The following is a 22,683-nucleotide window of genomic DNA, read 5'->3' as shown; positions in this document are numbered from 1 at the left end:
CGAAGCGGTCCTGGCTAGGCGTTGCGTCGCAGACAGTACAACCAGTACGGCAAGACGCAACAACGACGCCAGGAGGGCTGTGTGAGTCGCTCAAAAGAGTTAACGAACGTCCTGGATCTTCTTGATGTTGTCGGCGCCGAACTCCTTGGCATAGCCGACATAGGCGGGCTTGAGCGCTTCGCGGAAGGCGGCACCGTCCACCGTCTTGATGACCTTCATGCCTTGCTGCTCGAGCAGGGCGATGCCGTTGTTCTCGTCGTCGTTGACCTTCTTGCGCTGGGCCACCGAGGCGCTCTTGGCGGCGTCGGTGAAGACCTTCTTGTCCGCGTCATTGAGCTTGTTCCAGACCTTGGGCGAGAGCAGCAGCAGCGCGGGCGAGTACACGTGGCCGGTCAGCGACAGGTGCTTTTGCACCTGCGAGAACTTGGCCGACAGGATCACGGGGATGGGGTTCTCCTGGCCGTCCACCGTGCCCTGCTGCATGGCGCCGAACAGCTCGGGGAAGGCCATGGGCGTGGGCAGGATGCCGAAGGTGCGGTAGCCGTCCATGTGCACCTTGTTTTCCATGGTGCGCATCTTCAGCCCTTTGGCATCGTCGGGCTTGACGATGTCGCGCTTGCTGTTGGTCATGTGGCGGAAGCCGTTTTCCGTCCAGGCCAGCGCGATGATGCCCTTGCTCGGGAACTTGGTCAGGATGTCCTGGCCGATGGGGCCGTCCATCACCTTGCGCGCGTGGTCGTAGTCGCGGAACAGGAAGGGAATGTCGACGATCTTCACTTCGGGCACGAAGTTGCCCACGGGGCCGGTGGAGGTGTTCACCAGGTCCTGCGTGCCGAGCTGGATGGCTTCGATCTGCTCGCGCTCGCCGCCCAGCGCGGAGTTGGGGAAGTACTGGCACTTGTAGCGCCCCTGCGTGCCCTTCTCGACTTCGTCGCAGAAGACCTTGGAGCCCACGCCGTAGTGCGAATCGGGCGCCGTGGCGTAGCCGATCTTGAGCGTGGTGGTCTGCGCGCTGGCGGTGGCCATCAAGCCGAGCGCAAGGCCCAGGCCCGCAGCGAGGGAAGTCAATTGCATGGTGTCTCCTGTGAGTATGTTTCTGGCCGGGGTCCGTGGCGTGCCCGGGTGGCGGTGCAGCACGGAACCGCAGCCTCAAAAATTATGGCGCTGCAGCATGGCGCCGGGCATCGGGGTTTGTGCTGGTAAGCGTGCTTATCAACGCCATGAATCCGTGCCAATGGTCGCTTGGGCGACAAAGTGGGCTGATCGCCAGGGAGAAGGCGGTGCGAGAGGGGGAGGACGGGTGGAGGCCATGCTGCTCCGGTGCGGTTTGCCAAGTGCCCCGGTCTGGCGGTAACCAGTCCGGGGCCCTGTCAGTTTGTGCGCTCCGGTAAGAGCGCCTTGATGTCCAAAGTATGCGCTGCAAGGCGCAGCAGTTCTTTCCATTTTTCGCTCGATATTCCAATAATGCAGAAAAATTTGCTGCACATGTGGAGATTCATGAATAATTGGGGCCATGGATCGCTTGGACAGAAAAATTCTCGCTGTGCTGCAGGGCGATGCACGCGCCAGCCTGCAGGAGATCGGCCAGGCCGTGGGCCTGAGTCCCTCGCCGTGCTGGGGCCGCATCAAGAAGATGGAGGAGGCCGGTGTCATCCAGGGCTACACCGTGCGGCTCAACCCGCAGGCGCTGGGCCTGTCGGACACGGTGCTGGTGCAGGTCACCCTGGACAGCCATTCGGACAACACGCTCGAGAAGTTCGGCGAAACGCTGGCCAGCATCCCCGAGGTGATCGAGGCGCACCTGGTCTCGGGAGACTACGACTACCTGCTGCGCGTGGTGGTCAAGGACACGCGCGACTACGAGCGCCTGCTGCGCGAGAAGCTCTACAAGATCAAGGGCATACGCCACAGCCGTTCGAGCTTCGTGCTACGCACGCTCAAGAAGGCCGACCTGCCGTTGTTCGCGGAATAGGGCTGGCCGCTGCGCCACTGGCACGTTCGGTGCTCTGCAGCTTCCTGGCAGGCGCACAATCCTGGCGCCGCCGCCCCACGGAAAAACCATGAACCTGCGTTTCGTCGAAGCCTTCTACTGGGTTGCCTCCCTGCGCAGCGTGACGCGCGCGGCCGAGAAGCTGTTCCTCACCCAGTCGGCCATGTCCAGCCGCGTGGCCGCGCTGGAGGAGGAGCTCGGCGTGCTGCTGCTCGACCGCAGCGACAAGCGCTTCAAGCTCACGGTGGCGGGCACGCGCTTTCTCAGCTACGCCAAGCGCATGCTGGAGCTGCAGCGCCAGCTCAAGGCCGAGATGGGCTCGGGCGCGCCCATGGAGGTCTCCATCCGCCTGGGGGCCATCGAGTCGGTGCTGCACTCCTGGTTGATCCCGTGGATCGAACAGCTGCGCAAGGACAACCCGCTGCTGGAGCTCGAACTCACGGTGGAGACCACGCCCGTGCTGCTCGACCAGATCCGCCGCGGCGCGCTGGACACGGTGTTCGCCGCGCTGCCGGCGTCGGCCGAGGGCATCCGCACCCAGGCACTCACCCCCATGGAGATGGTCTTCGTGGGCAACAGCACCCTGCACCGCAAGCGGCGCTATGCGCTCGCGGACTTTGCCGAGACCGACATCCTCACTTTCCAGCGCGGCTCGCAGCCGCATGTCTCGTTGCTGGACGTGCTGCGCCAGGCCCAGGTGGAGCCACGCTGCGTGCACACCATCTCCTCCATTTCGGCCATGGTGCAACTGGTGCAGGGCGGCTTCGGCGTGGCCACGCTGCCGCGCCAGGCCGTGCAGCGGCTGCTGGCGTTCCCCGACCTGCGCCCGCTGGCCTGCGAGGCCGAGCTGCGCCCGCTGCCCATCCACCTGAGCTACCGCGAAGACCCCTCTTCGCCGGCCGTGGAGGGCGTGGTGCGCTCGGCCCTGGCCTTTGTCGAACTGCAGGCCGAGCGCAGCAAGGGCCGCGCCAAAAGCTGAAGCCTGGCTGACAAGGCGCACCGGGCGCTGCTTCGGCGCAGGCCGGTCGGGCTGCCGCGCAGCGGTTTGCCCCCCGTTTTCGGGCACCCGGGAGGTCCTGGGCCGCCCCTTCGGCCCGGCCGTGCCTGTTGTTGGTGCAGCCTGGCGATGGTGTGCAGGCCCCCGCGCCCTTGATCGCGAGGGATCGATGGGCACTCGCCCGCCTGTGTCCGCACCCGCCATCACCGCCGTGGAGCGCCGTTTTCGCAGACTTGCATGCACGTTCCGGAGCGGCCGAAAGTGCCACTTCCCATATCCCTAGGGTTTTCACTTAGCACCAAGTTGGGTGAACTGTGCTCCAGCGCAGTGCATCGAAAAAATCGATGACCTGAGAGAAAATTTTTGAATTTGCCAGGGGCGATGCGGCGCCAACACAATCCACCCATCGCCCCGCATCCGACATTTCGCAACGCAAGGAACCCACGGTGGACTCCACACACAACAACACGCCCCAGGTCTTTGGTTCCGCAGGCAGCAGCAACGCCGCACACGTGCGCAGCGTGATCCGCCAGGGCCTGTGGACCTCGCACACCAGCGGCCTGGCCGATGGCCATGTGCAGGGCAACCTGGTCATCCTGCCCGAGGTGCAGGCCGGCGATTTCCTGCGCTTTTGCCAGCGCAACCCCAAGCCCTGCCCGGTTCTGGCGGTGAGCGAGCCCGGCCAGTTCACGCTGCCGAGCCTGGGCGAGGGCATCGACATCCGCAGCGACGTGCCGCTGTACCGCGTCTGGCGCCATGGCGAGCTGGCCGAGGAGGTGGCGGACATCGCGGCCCTGTGGCGCCCCGACCTCGTGACCTTCATTCTGGGCTGCTCGTTCTCGTTCGAGTCGGCATTGATCGAGGCCGGCATCCGCCTGCGCCATGTCGACGAAGGCAAGAACGTGGCCATGTTCCGCACCAGCCTGCAGACCGAGCCGGCCGGCCCCTTCGGCGGTGCCATGGTGGTGACCATGCGGCCCATGCCGGCGGCCGACGTGATCCGCGCCGTGCAGGTGACCTCGCGCTTTCCCAATGTGCATGGCGCACCGGTGCACATCGGCGACCCGTCGCTGATCGGCATCGCCGACATCACGAAGCCGGACTACGGCGATGCCGTGGCGCTGATGCCCGGCGAGATCCCTGTGTTCTGGGCCTGCGGGGTCACGCCCCAGTCCGCCATCCTGCACGCCCAGCCGGCGTTCTGCATCACCCATGCCCCGGGCTGCATGCTGATTTCCGACCTCCTCAACCACCAACTCGCCAGTTTCTAAAACCAGGAGCCTCCCCATGAAAACCATCGCTTTCAGTATGTGTGCCCTCGCGTTCGCCGGCATCGCCCAGGCCCAGGCCAAGTGGGACCTGCCCTCGGGCTACGCCACCAACACCTTCCAGGTGCAGAACCTGCAGCAGTTCGCCCAGGACGTGGACAAGGCCACGGGCGGCAAGCTCAAGATCACGGTGCACCCCAATGCCTCGCTGTTCAAGGCCAACGAAATCAAGCGCACGGTGCAGTCGGGCCAGGTGCCGGCAGGCGAGTTCATCCTCTCCGGCGCGGCCAACGAGTCGGCGGCCTACGGCCTCGATTCCATCCCCTTCCTGGCCACGAGCTATGCCGACGCCAAGCGCCTGGACCAGGTCTCGCGCCCCATGCTCAACAAGACCCTCGCGTCCCAGGGCATGAAGCTGCTGTACACCGTGGCCTGGCCCGCGCAAAGCCTGTACTCGACCAAGCCCGTCACGGCGCTCAAGGACCTCAAGAGCACCAAGATGCGTGCCTTCAACCCCGTCACCTCGGGCATCGCCGTGGCCGTGGGCGCCCAGCCCGTGACCATCCAGTTGGCCGAGCTGCCCGCCGCGCTCACCACCGGCACCGTGGACAATTTCCTCACCTCCAGCGCCAGCGGCGTGGAAAGCAAGCTCTACGAGAGCGTGAAGTACTTCTACGCCGTCTCGGCCTTCCTGCCGCGCAATGCGGTAGTGGTTAACCAGAAGACCTTCGACTCGCTGGACAAGCCCACGCAGGAGGCCGTGCTCGCACAGGCCGCCGTGGCCGAGCGCCGCGGCTGGGCCCTGAGCGAGCAGAAGGACCAGGAATACCTCAAGGAGCTTGCGGCCAAGGGCATGCAGGTGGACACCGTGGCCGCAGGCCTGAAGGCGGAGTTCAAGCCGATCGGCGAGCGCATGACGGCCGACTGGATCAAGGTCGCCGGTGACGAAGGCAAGGCCGTGATCGAAGCCTTCAACACCAGGAAGTGATGGGGCCACCATGTCTTCCCTGACCCAAACCTCTCCGGCCCCCGCCGGTGTGCACGCCGGGGTGGCCGTACCGCCGCACCTGCTGCGGCGGGTGCTCGACGCCAGCTATGGCATTGCCGGCACCATCGGTGCCTGGTGCATCGCCGGCATCTGCGTGCTCATGGTGGTGCAGTCCCTGGGGCGCCAGTTCGGCTTTCCCACCGGTGCCATCAACGACGTGGTGGCCTGGCTGTGCGCCGCCGCCGCCTTCCTGACCATGGCCCATGCCTTCAAGCACGGCGACTTCGTGCGGGTGACGCTGGTGCTCGAAAAGCTCTCTCCCCGTACGCGCCGCACCTTCGAGCTGGCCTGCCTCTCGGTCGCCGTGCTGGCCATCGGCTACCTCACCTGGTGGGCCTGCGCCTTCACCTACGAGAGCTGGAAGTTCAACGAAGTGGCGCAGGGCCTGTGGGCGGTGCCGGTCTGGATCCCCCAGATGAGCTTCGCCATCGGCTCCATCCTGTTCCTCGTGGCAGTGGTCGACGAATGGTGGATCGTGGCGCGCGGCGGGGTTCCCACCTTCGTGCGCCTGGTGGAAGAGCGCCACGCCAAGGGCGACTTCTCTTCGGACCTCTAAGGAGCAAGACCATGGACATTCTTTCCATCGGCGCCTTCCTGCTGGTGATCATGCTGCTCATGCTCTCCGGCGGTGTCTGGATCGCCATGACGCTGGCCATCTGCGGCTGGGTCGGCCAGGCCTTCTTCACCAACAGCCATGCCGGCCTGAACTTGTTCTCTGCCTTCTGGGAGAGCAATGCGAGCTGGGAGCTGGCGGCCTTGCCGCTGTTCATCTGGATGGGCGAGATCCTGTTCCGCACCCGCCTCAGCGAGGACATGTTCAGCGGCCTGGCGCCCTGGCTGGGCAAGGTGCCCGGGCGGCTGTTCCACACCACCATCCTGGGCTGCGGCATCTTCGGCTCGGTCTCGGGCTCGTCGGCGGCCACCTGCGCCACCATCGCCAAGGTCTCGCTGCCGGCGCTCAAGAAGCGCGGCTACGACGAAAGCATCGCCATCGGCTCGCTGGCCACGGCAGGCACCCTGGGCATCCTGATCCCGCCGTCCATCACCATGGTGGTGTACGCGGTCGCGGCCGATGCCTCCATCATCCGCATCTTCCTGGCGGGCTTTCTGCCCGGCCTGCTGCTGATGCTGCTGTTCTCGGGCTACATCGCCTGGTGGTCGGTGCGCAACAAGGATCGCATGCCGCCCGACGAGCCGGCGCTGAGCTTCCGCGAGAAGCTGCACCTGTCGCGCAACCTGATTCCCTGCGCGCTGCTCATCGTGTTCATCTGCTGGTCCCTGGTGGCCGGCTGGGCCACGGCGACCGAATGTGCCGCCTATGGCGTGGTGGGTGCCCTGGCACTGGCCGCCTGGTGCAAGGCACTGACCTGGCAGAACTTCAAGGAAGGCCTGGCCGGCTCGGCCCGCACCAGCTGCATGATCATGTTCATCCTGGCGGGGGCTGCCTTCCTGACCAAGACCATGGCCTTCACCGGCATCCCGCGCGAGCTGGCTGCCTGGGTCGACTCCATGCACCTGTCGCCCTATGCGCTGATCGCCTGCCTGGTGGGGGTCTACCTGGTGCTGGGCACGGCGCTCGACGGCATCAGCATGATCGTGCTCACCGCCGCGGTGGTGATGCCGATGATCGAGAAGGCCGGCTTCGACCTGATCTGGTTCGGCATCTTCGTGATCCTGCTGGTCGAGATCGCCGAGGTCACGCCGCCCGTGGGCTTCAACCTCTTCGTGCTGCAGAACATGACGGGCAAGGACAGCAACCTGATCGCCAAGGCCGCCATCCCGTTCTTCTTCTGCCTGGTGGTGTGCATCGGCCTGATCACGGTCTTCCCGCAGATCGTCACCATCGTCCCGGACCTCGTCATGGGCGCGTCCAAGTAGGCCGCCGGCCTTCCTCTGTGTCTGCCGGCGCGCGCTGCCGCACCGGCCCCTTGTCCCCCTTCAGGAGCTTGCCATGAAGCACATGGTCTGGTTGGCCGCGCTCGCCGCGGTCCCGATGGTGCACGCCCAGGCACAGTGGAAACTGGCCACCGGCTACCGTGCGGAGACCTTCCACACGCGCAACCTGGTGCAGTTTGCGCAGCAGGTGGAAGCGGCCTCCTCGGGCGCTCTGCGCATCGAGGTGCATGCCAACAACACCCTGGCCAAACTGGCCGACATTCCCCAGGCGGTGCAGGGCGGCAAGGCCCAGGCGGGCGAGACCATCATGACCAGCCTGGTGGCGGACATGCCGATCGCCGGGGCCGACGCCGTGCCCTTCGTGGTGCGCAGCTATGCCGATGCGCGCCGGCTGTGGGACCTGCAGCGCCCGCTCATCGAAGGGCACTTCACCCGCAAGGGGCTCAAGGTGCTGTACGCGGTGCCCTGGCCGCCCCAGGGCCTGTTCTCCATCACCCCCGTGAAGTCGTCCGCCGACTTCAAGGGCACGCGCATGCGCACCTACAACCCGGCCACGGTGCGCATCGCCGAGATGCTGGGCGCCGCTTCCGTGGACGTGCCCATGGTCGAGGTCAACAAGGCGCTGGCGGCCGGCCAGCTCGACTCCATGATCACCTCGGCCCTGACCGGGGTGGAGAACCAGGTCTGGGGCCAGGTCCGGCAGTACTACGGCATCGATGCCTGGTTTCCCAAGAACGTCGTCTTCGTGAACCTGCAGGCCTTCGACGCGCTGCCTGCGCCGGTGCGCCAGGCCGTCACCCGGGCGGCATCGGAGGCCGAAACACGCGGCTGGGCCATGAGCGAGTCCATCGCGCAGGAGTCCGTGGCCGAGCTGCAGCGCAAGGGCATCAAGGTCGAGCGCGCGAGCGCCGAGCTCAATGCCGACCTCAAGCGCCTGGGCGAGCGTTTCTCGCGCGAGTGGGTGCGCTCGGTGGGCGGCGAGGCCAACCAGATCTTCATCCCTTACTACACGCAGCGCTGAGATTCCCGCAGTCCATTCCAGGAGACGCACCATGCACACCCCGAAAGACACCATCGAGACCTACCTGCGGGCCAAGGACGGCAACCGCCCGCACCTGATCGCCCAGGCCTTCGCCGGCGGCGCGCTGCTGCAGATGGAGCTGCGCCAGGGCGGCATGGTCTTCCCGCCCTCGGCACAGGGGCGCGAGGCCATTGCCGAGACCCTGGTGCGCAATTTCAACCGCAGCTTCGAGAACGTCTACACCTTCTGCCTGGCCGACCCGCCCGCGCCGCACTGCGCGGACTTCCACTGCGACTGGCTCGTGGCCATGACCGAGAAGGACAGCCATGCCGTGCGCGTGGGCTGCGGCCAGTACCACTGGCGCTTTGCGCCCGGCAACCGGCTCGCGCAGGAGCTGCGCATCGTGATCGAGGCCATGCAGACCCTGCCACCGGCCGACATCCTGCCCGTGATGGCCTGGGCCACGGCGCTCGGAGGCCCTTGGTGCCCGCGGGCGCATGCCCTGGCCAGCGCGCCGCCCATCCCCGTGGTGCGCGAACTCCTGCAGCGCCTGACTCCGGCCTGCGCGGCCGCGGCTTGATCCGTGCCACTCCCCATTTTTTCTTCTTCCATCGGAGCCACCATGACCACCCATACACCCCAAGTACAGATTCCCCGCTGGCAGTTCTGGATCGACCGGGGCGGCACCTTCACCGACATCGTCGGCAAGCGGCCCGACGGCACGCTGGTCACGCACAAGCTGCTGTCCGAGAACCCCGAGCAGTACAAGGATGCGGCCGTGGCCGGCATCCGCCACCTGCTGGGCCTGGCGCCCGGCGAGGCCGTGACGCCGGCCCTGGTGGAATGCGTGAAGATGGGCACCACGGTGGCAACCAATGCGCTGCTCGAACGCAAGGGCGAGCCCACGCTGCTGGTCACCACGCGCGGTTTCCGTGATGCGCTGCGCATTGCCTACCAGAACCGGCCACGCCTGTTCGACCGCCACATCCTGCTGCCCGAACTGCTCTACACCGAGGTGGTCGAGGCGCGCGAACGCGTCGGAGCGCACGGCAAGGTGATGCAGCCGCTCGACGAAGCCAGCCTGCGCGGCGACCTGCTGGCCGCCTGGGGCCGCGGCCTGCGCAGCGTGGCCATCGTCTTCATGCATGGCTACCGCTACACGGAGCACGAGCAGATGGCCCGCCGCATCGCGAAGGAGGTGGGCTTCACGCAGATCAGCACCTCGCACGAGACCAGCCCGATGATGAAGTTCGTGAGCCGGGGCGATACCACGGTGGTCGATGCCTATCTCTCGCCCATCCTGCGCCGCTACGTGGAGCAGGTGGCCAGCGAGATGCCAGGGGTCAAGCTGTTCTTCATGCAGTCCTCGGGCGGCCTGACGGACGCGACCACCTTCCAGGGCAAGGACGCCATCCTGTCCGGCCCGGCCGGCGGCATCGTGGGCATGGCGCGCACGGCCGGCCTGGCTGGGCAGGAGCGCGTGATCGGCTTCGACATGGGCGGTACCTCCACCGATGTGAGCCACTACGCCGGTGCGTTCGAGCGCGAGTTCGAGACCCATGTGGCCGGGGTGCGCATGCGTGCGCCGATGATGAGCATCCACACCGTGGCCGCGGGTGGCGGCTCGGTGCTGAGCTACGACGGTGCGCGCTTTCGCGTCGGCCCTGAGAGTGCCGGCGCCAATCCCGGCCCGGTGAGCTATCGCCGTGGCGGCCCGCTGGCCGTGACCGATGCCAACGTGATGGTCGGCAAGGTGCAGCCGAGCTACTTCCCCAGCGTTTTCGGCCCGGCGGCCAACGAGACGCTGGATGCGCAGGCCGTGCGCGCGCGCTTCGCCGAGCTGGCCGCGCAGACGCAGCGCCAGCCCGAGGAGGTGGCCGAGGGCTTCATCCAGATCGCCGTGCAGCAGATGGCCAATGCCATCAAGAAAATCTCGGTGGCGCGCGGCTACGACGTGACGCGCTACACGCTGCAGTGCTTTGGCGGCGCGGGCGGCCAGCATGCCTGCCTGGTGGCCGACGCGTTGGGCATGACGCGCGTCTTCGTGCACCCGCTGGCGGGCGTGCTCAGCGCCTACGGCATGGGCCTGGCGGACCAGACGGTAATCCGTGAACAGGCCGTGGAACTGCCGCTGGCCCCGGCCTCGCTGCCGCTGATCGCCGAGCGCCTGGAGGTGCTGGGCGCAGCCGCCCAGGCCGAGCTCACGCGCCAGCAGGTCAGCCAGCACCCGGTGCAGGTGCGCCACAACGTGCACGTGCGCTACGAGGGCACCGACTCGGCGCTCGTCGTGCCCTTCGGCGACATCGCCGCGGTGCAGGCCGGCTTCGAGGCGGCCTACCGCCAGCGCTTCGCCTTCCTCATGGTGGGCAAGTCGCTGGTGGTGGAGGCGGTGTCGGTGGAGGCCGTGATCCCCGGCGATGCGCCGGCCGAGCCGCGCCTGCCCCTGCATGCCGAGCGCGTGCACCCGCGGCGCGAAACCGTGCGCATGTACTCGGGCAGCCGGTGGCATGACGCCGCCCTGGTGGTGCGCGAGGACCTGCAGCCCGGCGACACGATCCCCGGCCCGGCCATCATTGCCGAGAAGAACACCACCACGGTGGTGGAGCCCGGCTGGCTGGCCCGCCTCACCGACCTCGACCACCTGGTGCTCGACCGCGTGACCGCGCGCACGGTGCAATACGCGGCAGGCACCACGGTGGACCCGGTGCTGCTCGAAGTGTTCAACAACCTGTTCATGAACATCGCCGAGCAGATGGGCCTGCAGCTGCAGAACACGGCCTATTCGGTGAACATCAAGGAGCGCCTGGACTTCAGCTGCGCACTGTTCGACGCCACCGGCAACCTGATCGCCAATGCGCCGCACATGCCCGTGCACCTGGGCTCCATGGGCGAGAGCATCAAGACCGTGATCCGCGAGAACACCGGCAGCATGCAGCCGGGCGACGTCTACATGCTCAACGACCCCTACCACGGCGGCACCCACCTGCCCGACGTCACCGTGATCACGCCCGTCTACGTGGCCGGCGGCAAGGAGCCCACCTTCTACGTCGGCTCGCGCGGCCACCATGCCGATATCGGCGGCACCACGCCAGGGTCGATGCCTCCGTTTTCCACGCGCATCGAGGAAGAGGGCGTGCAGATCAACAACGTGAAGCTGGTGGCCGAGGGCGTCTTCCAGGAAGAGTCCGTGCGCCACCTGCTGGCCACGGGTGGCGGCACCACGCCGTACCCGAGCCGCAACCCGCACCAGAACCTGGCCGACCTGCGCGCCCAGATCGCCGCCAACGAGAAAGGGGTGCAGGAGCTGTCGAAGATGGTGGACCAGTTCGGCCTGGACGTCGTGCAGGCCTACATGCGCCACGTGCAGGACAACGCCGAGGAGTCGGTGCGCCGCGTGATCACCCACCTCAAGGACGGGCAGTTCACGCTGCCGCTGGACAACGGCGCGCAGATCAGCGTCTCGGTCAGGGTCAACGTCGCCGAGCGCAGCGCGGTGATCGACTTTGCCGGCACCAGCGCGCAGCAGGTCAACAACTTCAACGCCCCGCGCGCGGTGTGCATGGCGGCGGTGCTCTACGTCTTCCGCACCCTGGTGGACGACGACATCCCGCTCAACGCCGGTTGCCTCAAGCCCCTGCAGGTCCTCATTCCGCAGGGCTCCATGCTCAACCCCAACCCGCCGGCCTCGGTGGTGGCGGGCAATGTGGAGACTTCCACCTGCATCACGAATGCGCTGTTCGGTGCGCTCGGCGTCATGGCCGGCAGCCAGCCCACCATGAACAATTTCACCTTCGGCAATGCGCAGTACCAGTACTACGAGACCATCGCGGGCGGCAGTGGTGCGGGCGCGGTGCTCGATGGGGAGGGCCGGGTGGTGCGCGGCTTCGAAGGCACGAGCGTGGTGCAGACGCACATGACCAACTCGCGCCTCACGGACCCCGAGATCCTGGAGTTCCGCTTCCCCGTGGTGCTCGACAGCTATGAGATCCGCGAGGGCTCGGGCGGCCGCGGCCGCTGGGCGGGTGGCAACGGCGGCGTGCGCCGCGTGCGCTTCCTGGAGCAGATGACGGCCAGCATCCTGTCCAACGGCCGCGTCAAGCCGGCCTTCGGCATGGCCGGCGGGCAGGCCGGCCTCACCGGCCTGAACCGCGTACTGCGCGCCAACGGCCAGGTCGAAGACCTGGCGCACATCGGCGCGGCGCTCATGGAGCCCGGCGACGTGTTCGAGATCTCCACGCCCGGCGGCGGGGGCTTTGGCGAATGCATGGCCGCCGTTGACTGATGGAGCGCGGCCTGTGCCTCATGGCACAGGGCTTGCATTGCCAGGGGATACCACCCCTTCGTCCGATGGGGTGGACGAGAGCGACACGCAACACCACGGAGAGAGCCATGAACTACCTTCCCGCCACGGCCGGTGCCACAAGCACCCACGCCGTCACGGCATCCCCGGCGGCTGCGCCCCTGGCGGAACCCCGGTCATCTGCCGCGCAGGCCCCGCGTGCCAGGCGCACCCTGACCGTGGGCCAGAAGCTGGCCGCGGCCTTCGGCCTGCTGGGCGTGGCGGTGGCGCTGCTCGGTTCCACCACCTGGCTCACGGGCCAGGGCACGACGCGCCAGGCCACGCTGCTCACGGCGGAGCAGTTGCCCATCGAGCGCTCGGTGCGCGAGTGGAAGACCCAGTCCGTGCACATCGGCCAGATCGCCCTGCGCGCCACCAGCTCGACCGACGTGTTTCCCCTGGTGGCCGAGATGCGCACGCAGCTGGCCGCCGAGGACGGCATGCGCAAGCGCATCGACGAGGCGCTGGCCGCCTCGGCCGCGGCCGCGAGCACCGTGCCTGCGTGGAAGCAGACCCAGGCGCAGCGCCAGCAGTACGCGGCCCTGCGCGACACCCTGGTGCAGAATGCGCTCGAATCCAAGGTCATCAGCCAGAAGGAACTGCAGGAGCACGCCGCAGCGCTGGCCCAGTACCTGAAAACCATCGACCAGCTGCTGGCCGAATCCGAGAAGTCCTCGGTGGCGGCGGCCGACGCGATGATTGCCGATGCTTCGCGCGCCCAGTGGGTCAGTGCGCTGGCGGTGGCCTTCGTGGTGGCGCTGTCGGCCTTGTTCGGCTGGCTGCTGCGCCGCTCCATCGTGCTGCCGCTGCGCCAGGCGTCGGACGCGGCGGCCCTGGTGGCGCAAGGCGACCTCACGGTGCGCATGGCCACCGACCGCACCGACGAGATCGGCGAGCTGCTCACCGCGCTCAACCGCATGGTCGAATCCCTGCACTACGTGGTGACCGAGGTGCGCGACTCGGGCGAGTCCATCCACGTCGCCAGCTCCGAGGTGGCGGCCGGCAACACCGACCTGAGCGCGCGCACCGAGCACGCCGCCAGCAGCCTGCAGCAGACGGCGGCCAGCATCGCGCAGCTGGCGCAGACCGTGGCCGCCAATGCCGACAGCACGCGCCAGGCCAACACCCTGGCCCACAGTGCCGCCCAGGTGGCGAAGAAGGGCGGCGACGTGGTCGGCGAGGTGGTCAAGACCATGGACGAGATCAACGCCAGCAGCAAGAAGATCGCCGACATCGTGGGCATCATCGACTCCATCGCCTTCCAGACCAACATCCTGGCGCTCAATGCGGCGGTGGAAGCGGCTCGGGCCGGCGAGCAGGGCCGGGGCTTTGCCGTGGTGGCCAGCGAGGTGCGCAACCTCGCGGGCCGCAGCGCCAACGCCGCCAAGGAGATCAAGGCCCTGATCGCCACCAGCGTGGACAGGGTGGGCGATGGTGCGCGCCTGGTGGTCACCGCCGGATCCACCATGCAGGACATCGTCACCAGCGTGCAGCAGGTGACCACGCTGATGTCCGAGATCAATGCCGCCAGCAGCGAGCAAAGCAGCCAGATCGGCCAGGTCAGCCAGGCCGTGGACCAGCTCGACCACATGACGCAGCAGAACGCCGCGCTGGTGGAAGAGGGCGCCGCGGCGGCCCAGAGCCTCAAGGACCAGGCCAACCGGCTGGCGGGGGCGATGGGGCAGTTCCAGCTGGCTGGGGGCGCGGCGGCTTAGCGATAATGGCGGCCCTGACTCCGCCGAGAACGCCATGACCGCTGCACCTGCTCCCGCCCCCTTGACCTATGACCAGACGGGCGTCAACTACGAACAGATCGACCCCTTGAAGGTTGCGGCACAGCGCGCAGCGGCCCAGACCGGGGCGCACATGGCCAGCCACGGCTTCAGCGAAGTGGCTGCTTCGCGCGGGGAGTCGGCTTATGTGGTCGATGTCGGCCCCATGTACCTGGCCAGCATCGTCGAATGCCTGGGCACCAAGGCCCTGCTGGCCGATGACATGGCCAAGCTCCTGGGCAGGAGCTTCTACGACGGCATTGCCCAGGACACGATTGCCATGGCGGTCAACGACCTGATCACCGTGGGCGCGACCCCGCTGGTCGTGCAGGCCTACTGGGCCGCGGGGGGCTCCGACTGGTTTGGCGATGCGCAGCGCTCGGAGGCCCTCGTCGCGGGCTGGAAGCGCGCCTGCGACACCTGCAAGGTGGCCTGGGGGGGCGGCGAAACACCGGCCCTTGCCGGGGTGGTGGCCGACGGCCGGGTGGACCTGGCAGCCTCGTGCACCGGCATCATCAGCCCCAAGGCACGGCTGTCGGTCGGTGACCAGCTCGGCGCGGGCGATGCCATCGTGCTGCTCGCCTCCAGCGGCATCCATGCCAACGGCGTGTCGTTGGCCCGCAAGCTGGCCGAGCGGCTGCCGCAGGGCTATCTCACGGACATCGGCAACGGGCAGACCTTTGGCGAGGCGCTGCTGGCGCCCACTGTGCTGTATTCGCCGGTGACGGAAGCCCTGGCGGCCGACGGCATCTACCCCCATTACTGCGCCAACATCACCGGCCACGGCTGGCGCAAGCTGCTGCGCCACCCCAAGCCGCTGACCTACCGCATCCAGCAGGTGCCGCCGGTGAGCCCGGTGCTGGCGTTCATGCAGAAGGAGTGCCAGCTCGACGACCACGAGGCCTACGGCACGCTCAACATGGGGGCGGGTTTCGCCCTGTTCGTGGCGGCCAAGGACGCGCCTCGCGTGGTCGAGGTGGCGCAAGGCCTCGGCGTCCCGGCGCTGGTCGCGGGTTATGTGGAAGAGGGGCCCAAGCAGGTCGTGATCGAGCCGATCAAGGTCGTCTACGGCGCGGACGAACTGCAGCTGCGCTGACCCCCGCATCCTGGGACACCAATGAAAAGGGCCTGCATCGCAGGCCCTTTGTCTTGGCTTACATGCCCGAGTAGTTCGGGCCGCCGCCGCCTTCGGGTGTCACCCAGACGATGTTCTGCGTCGGGTCCTTGATGTCGCAGGTCTTGCAGTGCACGCAGTTCTGCGCGTTGATCTGCAGGCGCTGGGCGTCGCCGCCCTTGGCCACGTCGGGCACGAACTCGTAGACACCGGCCGGGCAGTAGCGGGCCTCGGGGCCGGCGTACTTGGACAGGTTGATGTTCACCGGCACGCTCGCATCCTTGAGCGTCAGGTGGGCCGGCTGGTTCTCGGCGTGGTTGGTGTTGCTGATGAACACGCTCGAGAGCCGGTCGAAGGTCAGCTTGCCATCGGGCTTGGGGTAGATGATGGGCTTGCACTCAGACGCGGGCTTGAGGTGCACGTGGTCGGGCTTGTCGCGGTGCAGCGTCCAGGGGATGTTGCCCTTGAGCACGAACTGCTCCAGGCCGTTCATGATCGTCGCGGTGACCAGGCCCTTCTTGAACCAGTTCTTGAAGTTGCGGTCCTTGTTGAGTTCGGTGTGCAGCCAGCTCTTCTCGAAAGCCTCGGGGTAGGCGCTGAGCTCATCGTGCTGGCGCCCGGCCACCACGGCGTCGTAGGCGGCCTCGGCGGCCAGCATGCCGGACTTGATGGCGGCATGGCTGCCCTTGATGCGGCCCACGTTCAGGTAGCCCGCGTCGCAGCCGATCAGTGCGCCGCCCGGGAAGATGGTCTTGGGCAGGCTCAGCAGGCCGCCGGCCGTGATGGCGCGCGCGCCGTAGCTGATGCGCTTGGCCGGCTTGATGCCCTTGGATTCGTCGCCTTCCAGGTACCAGCGGATGTTGGCATGCGTCTTCCAGCGCTGGAATTCCTCGAATGGGCTCAGGTAGGGGTTGGAGTAGCCCAGGCCGGTGATGAAGCCCAGGGTCACCTTGTTGTCGTCCAGGTGGTACAGGAAGGCGCCACCGTAGGTGTCGTTCTCCATGGGCCAGCCGGCGGTGTGCATCACGAAGCCGGGCTGGTGGCGCTGCGGGTCGATCTCCCACAGCTCCTTGATGCCGATGGCGTAGCTTTGCGGGTCGGAATGCGCGTCGAGCTTGAAGCGCGAGATCAGCTGCTTGCCCAGGTGGCCGCGCGAACCTTCGGCGAAGATCGTGTACTTGGCATGCAGTTCCATGCCCAGCTGGAAGTCGCCCGTGGGCTCGCCTTCCTTGCCGATGCCCATGTTGCCGGTGGCCACGCCCTTGACGGAGCCGTTCTCGTTGTAGAGCACCTCGGCGGCCGGAAAGCCGGGGAAGATCTCCACGCCCAGGGCTTCGGCCTGCTCGCCCAGCCACTTGACCACATTGCCCAGGCGCACCACGTAGTTGCCGTGGTTCTGGAAGTTGTGCGGCAGGAACACATTGGGTACGCGAAAGGACGACTTCTCGCCCAGGAAGATCATCGCGTCGTCGGTCACGGGCTGGTTCAGCGGGGCGCCCTTGGCCTTCCAGTCGGGGATCAGCTCGGTCAGGGCCTTGGGGTCCATGATGGCGCCCGACAGGATGTGTGCGCCGGGCTCGGAGCCTTTTTCGAGCACCACGACCGAGATGTCCTGGCCTTTTTCTGCCGCGAGCTGCTTGAGCCGGATCGCGGTGGCCAGGCCGCCGGGGCCGCCGCCCACGACGACCACGTCGTATTCCATTGCTTCACGGGGACCATACTGGGCGAGGATTTCTTCGTTCGTCATGGGTTTTTCGTCGTGCGTTTGATAATCGAGTGATTGTCTTCGGACAGAGGCCAGGATTCTGTCTGTCTGGAGACTGATTGTATTCACCAAATTTGAATAATCGAACGATCGTTCTTTTTTCTGCAGTGGAGGCTCTCTAAATGGCATACAGCATCGATCTTTCCGGCCGGGTGGCCTTCATCACCGGTGCCTCCAGCGGCCTGGGGGCCCAGTTCGCGCGCACGCTGGCGCGCGCCGGGGCCGGGGTGGTGCTGGCCAGCCGCCGCATCGAAAAGCTCAAGGAGCTGCGCGCCCGCATCGAGGGCGAGGGCGGCGATGCCCACGTGCTCGAACTCGACGTGACCGACCACGCCTCCATCAAGTCCGCCGTGGCCCATGCCGAGACCGAGATGGGCTCCATCGACATCCTGGTCAACAACTCGGGCGTGAGCACCACCCAGCGCCTGCAGGACGTGACGCCCGAGGACTACGACTTCATCTTCGACACCAACGTCAAGGGCGCCTTCTTCGTCGCGCAGGAGGTGGGCAAGCGCATGCTGGCGCGCTCGCGCGGGGCGGCACCGGGCAGCTTCACGGGCGGGCGCATCATCAACATCGCCTCGATGGCCGGGCTCAAGGTGTTGCCGCAGATCGGCGCCTACTGCATGAGCAAGGCCGCCGTGGTGCAGATGACCCGTGCCATGGCCATGGAATGGGGCCGTTTCGGCATCAACACGAATGCCATCTGCCCGGGCTACATCGACACCGAGATCAACCACCGCCACTGGCAGACCGAGCAGGGCAAGAAGCTCATCGAGATGCTGCCGCGCAAGCGCGTGGGCAGCCCCGAGGACCTCGATGCGCTGATCATCATGCTGGCCAGCGACCAGAGCCATTTCATCAACGGTGCCGTGATTGCCGCGGACGATGGCTTTGCCGTTTGAGCCCGGCGCCGCCCACCGATGCTGACCGGCATCCTGGCGGGGCTCGCCGCCGGCGCGCTCTGGGGTCTGGTATTCGTCGCGCCGCGCATGGCCGGTTCGTTCGCTTCGGTGGACCTGACCTCGGGCCGCTTTGTGGCCTATGGCGCTGTGGCCCTCTCCATGCTGCTGTGGGGTTTGCGCGGCAGTTCGCGCCGACCCACCCTGGCACAGGCCTGGGCTGCGCTGTGGCTGTCGGTGCTGGGCTTCACGGGCTACTACCTGCTGCTGGTCTGGGCCATCCGCGATGCGGGTGCCGAGATGCCGGCACTGATCATCGGTACCATCCCGGTCTGGGTCATGCTGCTGGGCAAGCCGCAGGGCCTGCGCTGGGCGGCCCTGGCGCCCGGGCTGGTGCTCACCGTGGCCGGCCTGGCGCTGATGGCCGGCGTTCCGCATGGCGATCCCGCAACCCCCGGCGCCGGCAGCTACTGGCGCGGCATCGGCATCGCCCTGGTGGCCCTGGTGTTCTGGACCGCCTTCGCCATCTTCAACTCCGCCTGGCTCAAGCGCCACCCCGAGGTGCGCGCCACCGACTGGGCCAACTGGCTGGGCGTGGCCACCGGATTGGGCGGCCTGCTGCTGTGGCTGGCGGGCGGCTCCAGCCTGCCCGCGCTGGCCGCGCAGCCGGGCTTCGGCACCTTCGTGGCCGTGTGCCTGGCGCTCGGCTTTGGTTCGAGCTGGCTGGCGACCATCCTGTGGAATATCGCCAGCCAGCGCCTGTCCGCCAGCCTGTGCGGGCAGTTGATCGTGAGCGAGACGCTGTTCGCGCTCGTCTATTCCTTTGCGTGGGATGGCCGCTGGCCGACGCTGGCGCAGTGGGCCGCCGCCGTGTTGTTTACATTGGGCATCCTCGCTTCCATCAAGGCACACCGATGAAGATTGAAATCCCCGAGAAAAAGAAACTGGTGCACGAGATGCGCTTTCCCGTGCGCTGGGGCGACATGGATGCCATGGGGCACGTGAACAACACGGTGTATTTTCGCTACCTGGAGACGGCGCGCATCGACTGGATGGTATCGGTGGGCTGCAACCCCGACCCCACGGGCCAGGGGCCGGTCATCGTCAATGCCTTCTGCAATTTCTACCAACAGCTCGAATACCCGGCCGACGTGCTGCTCAAGTTCTACGTGAGCGACCCGGGCCGCACCACCTTCGAGACCTGGGGCACCCTGGAGCGGGTGGACCGGCCGGGTGTGGTCTACGCAGCGGGCGGCGCCACGACGATCTGGGTGGACTTCCCCCAGAAGAAGGCGGTCGCGCTGCCGGAGTGGATGCTGGCCATCGTCAACGGATGACGGCGGGGGCGCCTTGACACCCCCGCCCGAATCGGACTAAATCCAAACCATCGGCACGGTCTGCCATGGCGTGCAGCGCACAGCTGATGGGGGTTGTGCAGGTTCATTGTTGCAATGGGCGAGTGTGCGAACTCCTGGCCACGCCGCTTGCCTGTCACGGGGGTTTCGGCCATGGCCACAGACAGCAGCCCTGGGCGCAGCGATGCGCAATCCGACGCCCGCCTGCACGGCTGGGCAAATCCATTGGCCTTTGCCGTCTTTGTCGCGGGCGTGATCGCGCTCGGGATCGCCTTGCACTTCCAGGGCAAGCGGGCTGCCGAACAGACGGCGTCCGAGACTCTGCGGGTCACTTCCGAACTGTCGGCCCATTCCCTGGACACCTGGCTCACGGAGCGCTCTGGCGACGCCGAGGCCATCGGCTCCAACCCCCTGCTGGTCAAGGCACTCGGGCAGTGGGGGCAGGGCGATGCGCAACGCGCCGAATACGCTCCTGTCATCCATCGGCATCTCGAAGGCATACGCCGCGTCTACGGCTACCGGAGCATCGAGGTCATCGATGCCGACACGGCCAAGGCGGTGTTCAGCAGTGGCGCCGCACTGGACGCGCAGCAGCTCGGCCGCGTGGTGCAGGCGGGAACAGGTGCCTACCCGCGGTGGATCGAACTGCCTGCCGAGAACGGAGCCGGGCTGCGCCTGGCCCTGGTGCGCAGCATTGCCGGGCTCGCCCCGGGGACGGGCCATGTGCTGTACATGGAGATGGACCTGCAGTGGCTGGTGGACACCCTGGCCAAGGCCAGGCTGCCCAACTGGGGTGGAGAGACCATTCTGGTGCACCGCGATGCACGTGGCCTGCAGGTCCTGGCCCCGGCCAGCGGCCCCGGGCTGCAGGCGCTTCAAGGGGCGGGGCCCGTGGTGGAGTCGCTGTTGACCGAGCCCGGTGTTGCCGCGGCGCAGGGGCGCAACCGGCATGGCGTGGCGGTGATGGCCCGGCGCGAGAACATCCTGCTGCCGTCGTGGATGGTGCTGAGCCTGATGCCCGAGACAGCGGTGTATGCGGCGGTGCAGGACCGCAGCCGCCTCCTGGTCCTCGGGGCCACGGTGCTCATCCTGCTGGGCTCGCTGCTCTATGCTGCCTGGCGCCGCGGCGACCACCACCGCCACGCCGCGCGCGAGGCCGGGCTGCGCCGGCACTACGAGCATGTGATGCGGGGCTCGACCGACATCTTCTTCCTGACCGACAACGACGGCACCATCCTCGACGTGAGCCAGGCGACCGTCGACGTCTATGGCTACCCCCGCGAGCAGCTCATCGGCATGAACGCACAGCGCCTGCGGCCACCGGACAACGCCGCGGCGCAGGCGGCCATCCTGGAGGCCATGCAGCCCGGCGAGTCGCGCCACGTTCGCATCCCCCGGCTGCGCGCCGACGGCAGCACCTTCCTGCTGGAAGGTACCGTCGGCTGCTTCGAGTCGGACGGTCAGCGCTATTTCGTGGGCATAGGCCGCGACATCACGCGCCAGGCCGAGGTGGAGACGCAGTTGCGCGTGGCCGCGAGCTTCTTCGACCGCTCCGCCGCCGCCATCGTGGTCGGCGACCGTGACAAGCGCATCGTCTCGATCAATGCCCACCTCACCAAGATCACCGGCTACACGCTCGAGGACTTGCAGGGGCAGCCCACGGTGATCCTCAATGCGGGGCTCGACCCCGCAGGGGTCGAGCGTGCGCGCGCCATCCTCCAGACCGAAGACTTCTGGGAGGGCGAGGTGCACATCCGCCGCAAGGACGGCACGGTCTTCCCGGCGCGTCTGCTGGTCTGCGCGCACCGTGGCGCGGACGGCCAGGTGGAGCAGCATGTGGACCTGTTCACGGACCTGACGCGCCTCAAGCAGGCCGAGAGCCAGGCGCAGTACCTGGCCATCCATGACCCGGTCACGGGGCTGCCCAACCGCGCCCGGCTGGAGCAGGAGCTGTCGCAGTACATTGCCAGCATCGATGCCCAGGCCGTATCCCCGCACAACAGCCTGTCGCTGGCGCTGGTCAACCTGGACCGCTTCAAGGGCGTCAACGAGTCGTTCGGCTATGCCCAGGGCGATGTGCTGCTGGTCGAGACCGCCAGGCGCCTGCAGGGGCTGAGTGCCGACCTCAAGGGCCTGTACCGCTATGGCGGCGACGAATTCATGCTCGTTCTCGCGGGCAACCCCGTCACCCATGCCCTGCTGATCAGCCAGGTGCGCGCGCTGCTGGCCCCGCCCATCCGCCTGGGGCCGCAGGAGCACCCGGTCTCTCCCACCGCCAGCATCGGCATCGCCAGCTATCCCGAGCATGCGCACACGGCGGAGGACCTGTTGCACAACGTCGAAGCCGCGATGCGCATCGCCAAGGCCCACGGGCGCAACACCTGGCGCCTGTATGCGCCCGAGATGAATGCCTCGGCCTACGACGACATGCTGCTGGCGGTGGACCTGCGCCAGGCCATCGACGTCGGCGAACTCGAGTTGCACCTGCAGCCCCAGTTCACCCTGGCGTATGGCCAGCCCGTGGGCATGGAGGCCCTGCTGCGCTGGACGCACAAGACGCGGGGCCCGGTGTCCCCGGCGCGGTTCATTCCCATTGCCGAGTCTTCGGGGATGATCGCGGAAATCGGCAACTGGGTGCTGCGCGAGGCGGCGCGCATCTGGTCCCGCTGGCGCAGCGAGGGGCTGGTGCCGCTGCCCATTGCCGTGAACCTCTCGGCGGTGCAGTTCCAGGCACCCGATTTCCTGCACGAGGTGGGCCGTGTCCTCTCGGAGTTCGACCTGCCCGCGGGCGCGCTCGAGATGGAGCTCACCGAGGGCACGTTGATGGCCAATACGGATGCCGCCGTGGAGACCCTGCACCAGCTGGTGGGCAAGGGCATCCAGATCGCCATCGACGACTTCGGCACGGGTTACTCCAGCCTGAGCTATCTGCGCCGTTTCCCGGTGAGCAAGCTCAAGATTGACCGCTCCTTCATCCTCGACCTGGGCAAGCACGGCAACGAGGAGGCCGAGGCCATCGCCTCGGCCGTCATCGCCATGGCCAAGAGCCTGAAGCTGCGCGTGATCGCCGAAGGCGTGGAAACCGCCGAGCAGCGCGATTTCCTCAAGGACCATGGCTGCGACGAGGTGCAAGGCTACCTGTATGCCCGCCCGATGTCCGTGGAGGCCGCGACGGCGCTGCTCGCCGCCACCCAGCCGCAAGGCGACATGGCCTGA

General features: G+C 67.3%; 17 protein-coding genes. 15 read left to right on the top strand and 2 right to left on the bottom strand.

What is annotated here, in order from left to right; all coding sequences use genetic code 11:
• Positions 1-99: 99 nt before the first annotated feature.
• Positions 100-1,074 carry a TRAP transporter substrate-binding protein gene (locus AC07PA_RS15770; protein WP_007860249.1) on the bottom strand — a complete coding sequence of 325 codons (975 nt, stop codon included), beginning with the start codon at positions 1,072-1,074 and terminating at the stop codon, positions 100-102.
• A gap of 439 nt (positions 1,075-1,513) precedes the next feature.
• Between AC07PA_RS15770 and AC07PA_RS15765 the strand changes: the two genes are divergently transcribed.
• The 11 genes from AC07PA_RS15765 (at position 1,514) to AC07PA_RS15715 (ending at position 15,427) form a co-directional block, all read left to right on the top strand.
• Positions 1,514-1,972 (top strand): Lrp/AsnC family transcriptional regulator, encoded by a 459-nt coding sequence (locus tag AC07PA_RS15765; RefSeq protein WP_007860247.1) that lies wholly within the window; start codon positions 1,514-1,516, stop codon positions 1,970-1,972.
• A gap of 88 nt (positions 1,973-2,060) precedes the next feature.
• The gene (locus AC07PA_RS15760; protein WP_494609920.1) at positions 2,061-2,969 is read left to right on the top strand and encodes a LysR family transcriptional regulator; all 909 of its coding nucleotides are present in this window, start codon (positions 2,061-2,063) and stop codon (positions 2,967-2,969) included.
• A 464-nt stretch (positions 2,970-3,433) separates the two neighbouring features.
• Positions 3,434-4,258: a putative hydro-lyase gene (locus tag AC07PA_RS15755; protein WP_145697235.1), complete on the top strand. Its 825-nt coding sequence runs from the start codon at positions 3,434-3,436 to the stop codon at positions 4,256-4,258.
• 16 nt (positions 4,259-4,274) lie between these two features.
• Positions 4,275-5,243, top strand: coding sequence for a TRAP transporter substrate-binding protein (locus tag AC07PA_RS15750; RefSeq protein WP_494609921.1), 969 nt, complete (start codon positions 4,275-4,277; stop codon positions 5,241-5,243).
• Positions 5,244-5,325: 82 nt separating this feature from the next.
• Positions 5,326-5,859, top strand: a complete 534-nt coding sequence (locus AC07PA_RS15745) for a TRAP transporter small permease subunit (protein ID WP_494609944.1) — start codon at positions 5,326-5,328, stop codon at positions 5,857-5,859.
• Positions 5,860-5,870: 11 nt separating this feature from the next.
• Positions 5,871-7,181, top strand: a complete 1,311-nt coding sequence (locus tag AC07PA_RS15740) for a TRAP transporter large permease (RefSeq protein WP_007854479.1) — start codon at positions 5,871-5,873, stop codon at positions 7,179-7,181.
• Between the two features lie 73 nt (positions 7,182-7,254).
• Positions 7,255-8,220, top strand: coding sequence for a TRAP transporter substrate-binding protein (locus AC07PA_RS15735; RefSeq protein WP_007854476.1), 966 nt, complete (start codon positions 7,255-7,257; stop codon positions 8,218-8,220).
• Positions 8,221-8,251: 31 nt separating this feature from the next.
• A complete protein-coding gene (locus tag AC07PA_RS15730; protein ID WP_494609922.1) occupies positions 8,252-8,800 on the top strand; it encodes a hypothetical protein in 549 nt (182 codons plus the stop codon).
• Positions 8,801-8,842: 42 nt separating this feature from the next.
• Entirely contained in the window at positions 8,843-12,502 is a 3,660-nt protein-coding gene (locus AC07PA_RS15725; RefSeq protein ID WP_494609923.1) for a hydantoinase B/oxoprolinase family protein, read from the top strand.
• 107 nt (positions 12,503-12,609) lie between these two features.
• On the top strand, positions 12,610-14,274 hold the full coding sequence (locus AC07PA_RS15720; RefSeq protein ID WP_494609924.1) for a methyl-accepting chemotaxis protein: 1,665 nt from the start codon (positions 12,610-12,612) through the stop codon (positions 14,272-14,274).
• A gap of 34 nt (positions 14,275-14,308) precedes the next feature.
• Positions 14,309-15,427 (top strand): AIR synthase-related protein, encoded by a 1,119-nt coding sequence (locus AC07PA_RS15715; RefSeq protein ID WP_494609925.1) that lies wholly within the window; start codon positions 14,309-14,311, stop codon positions 15,425-15,427.
• Positions 15,428-15,485: 58 nt separating this feature from the next.
• Here the strand turns inward: AC07PA_RS15715 and AC07PA_RS15710 are convergent, their stop codons facing one another.
• Entirely contained in the window at positions 15,486-17,192 is a 1,707-nt protein-coding gene (locus tag AC07PA_RS15710) for an electron transfer flavoprotein-ubiquinone oxidoreductase (protein ID WP_007854461.1), read from the bottom strand.
• Positions 17,193-17,332: 140 nt separating this feature from the next.
• On the opposite strand from AC07PA_RS15710, the gene AC07PA_RS15705 reads away from it, so the two are divergent.
• From AC07PA_RS15705 to AC07PA_RS15690, 4 genes are all read left to right on the top strand, one after another.
• Positions 17,333-18,115, top strand: coding sequence for an SDR family oxidoreductase (locus tag AC07PA_RS15705; RefSeq protein WP_007854458.1), 783 nt, complete (start codon positions 17,333-17,335; stop codon positions 18,113-18,115).
• Between the two features lie 18 nt (positions 18,116-18,133).
• The gene (locus AC07PA_RS15700) at positions 18,134-19,030 is read left to right on the top strand and encodes a DMT family transporter (RefSeq protein ID WP_007854455.1); all 897 of its coding nucleotides are present in this window, start codon (positions 18,134-18,136) and stop codon (positions 19,028-19,030) included.
• Positions 19,027-19,449, top strand: a complete 423-nt coding sequence (locus tag AC07PA_RS15695; protein ID WP_007854452.1) for an acyl-CoA thioesterase — start codon at positions 19,027-19,029, stop codon at positions 19,447-19,449. Before AC07PA_RS15700 ends, AC07PA_RS15695 begins: the two co-directional genes overlap by 4 nt.
• Positions 19,450-19,620: 171 nt before the next feature.
• Positions 19,621-22,683 (top strand): bifunctional diguanylate cyclase/phosphodiesterase, encoded by a 3,063-nt coding sequence (locus AC07PA_RS15690; RefSeq protein WP_494609926.1) that lies wholly within the window; start codon positions 19,621-19,623, stop codon positions 22,681-22,683.

This window comes from Acidovorax sp. GW821-FHT09B03 (assembly GCF_059418305.1).
Note: the sequence above shows the minus strand (reverse complement) of the source record. Positions and strands in the feature narration are given on the sequence as shown.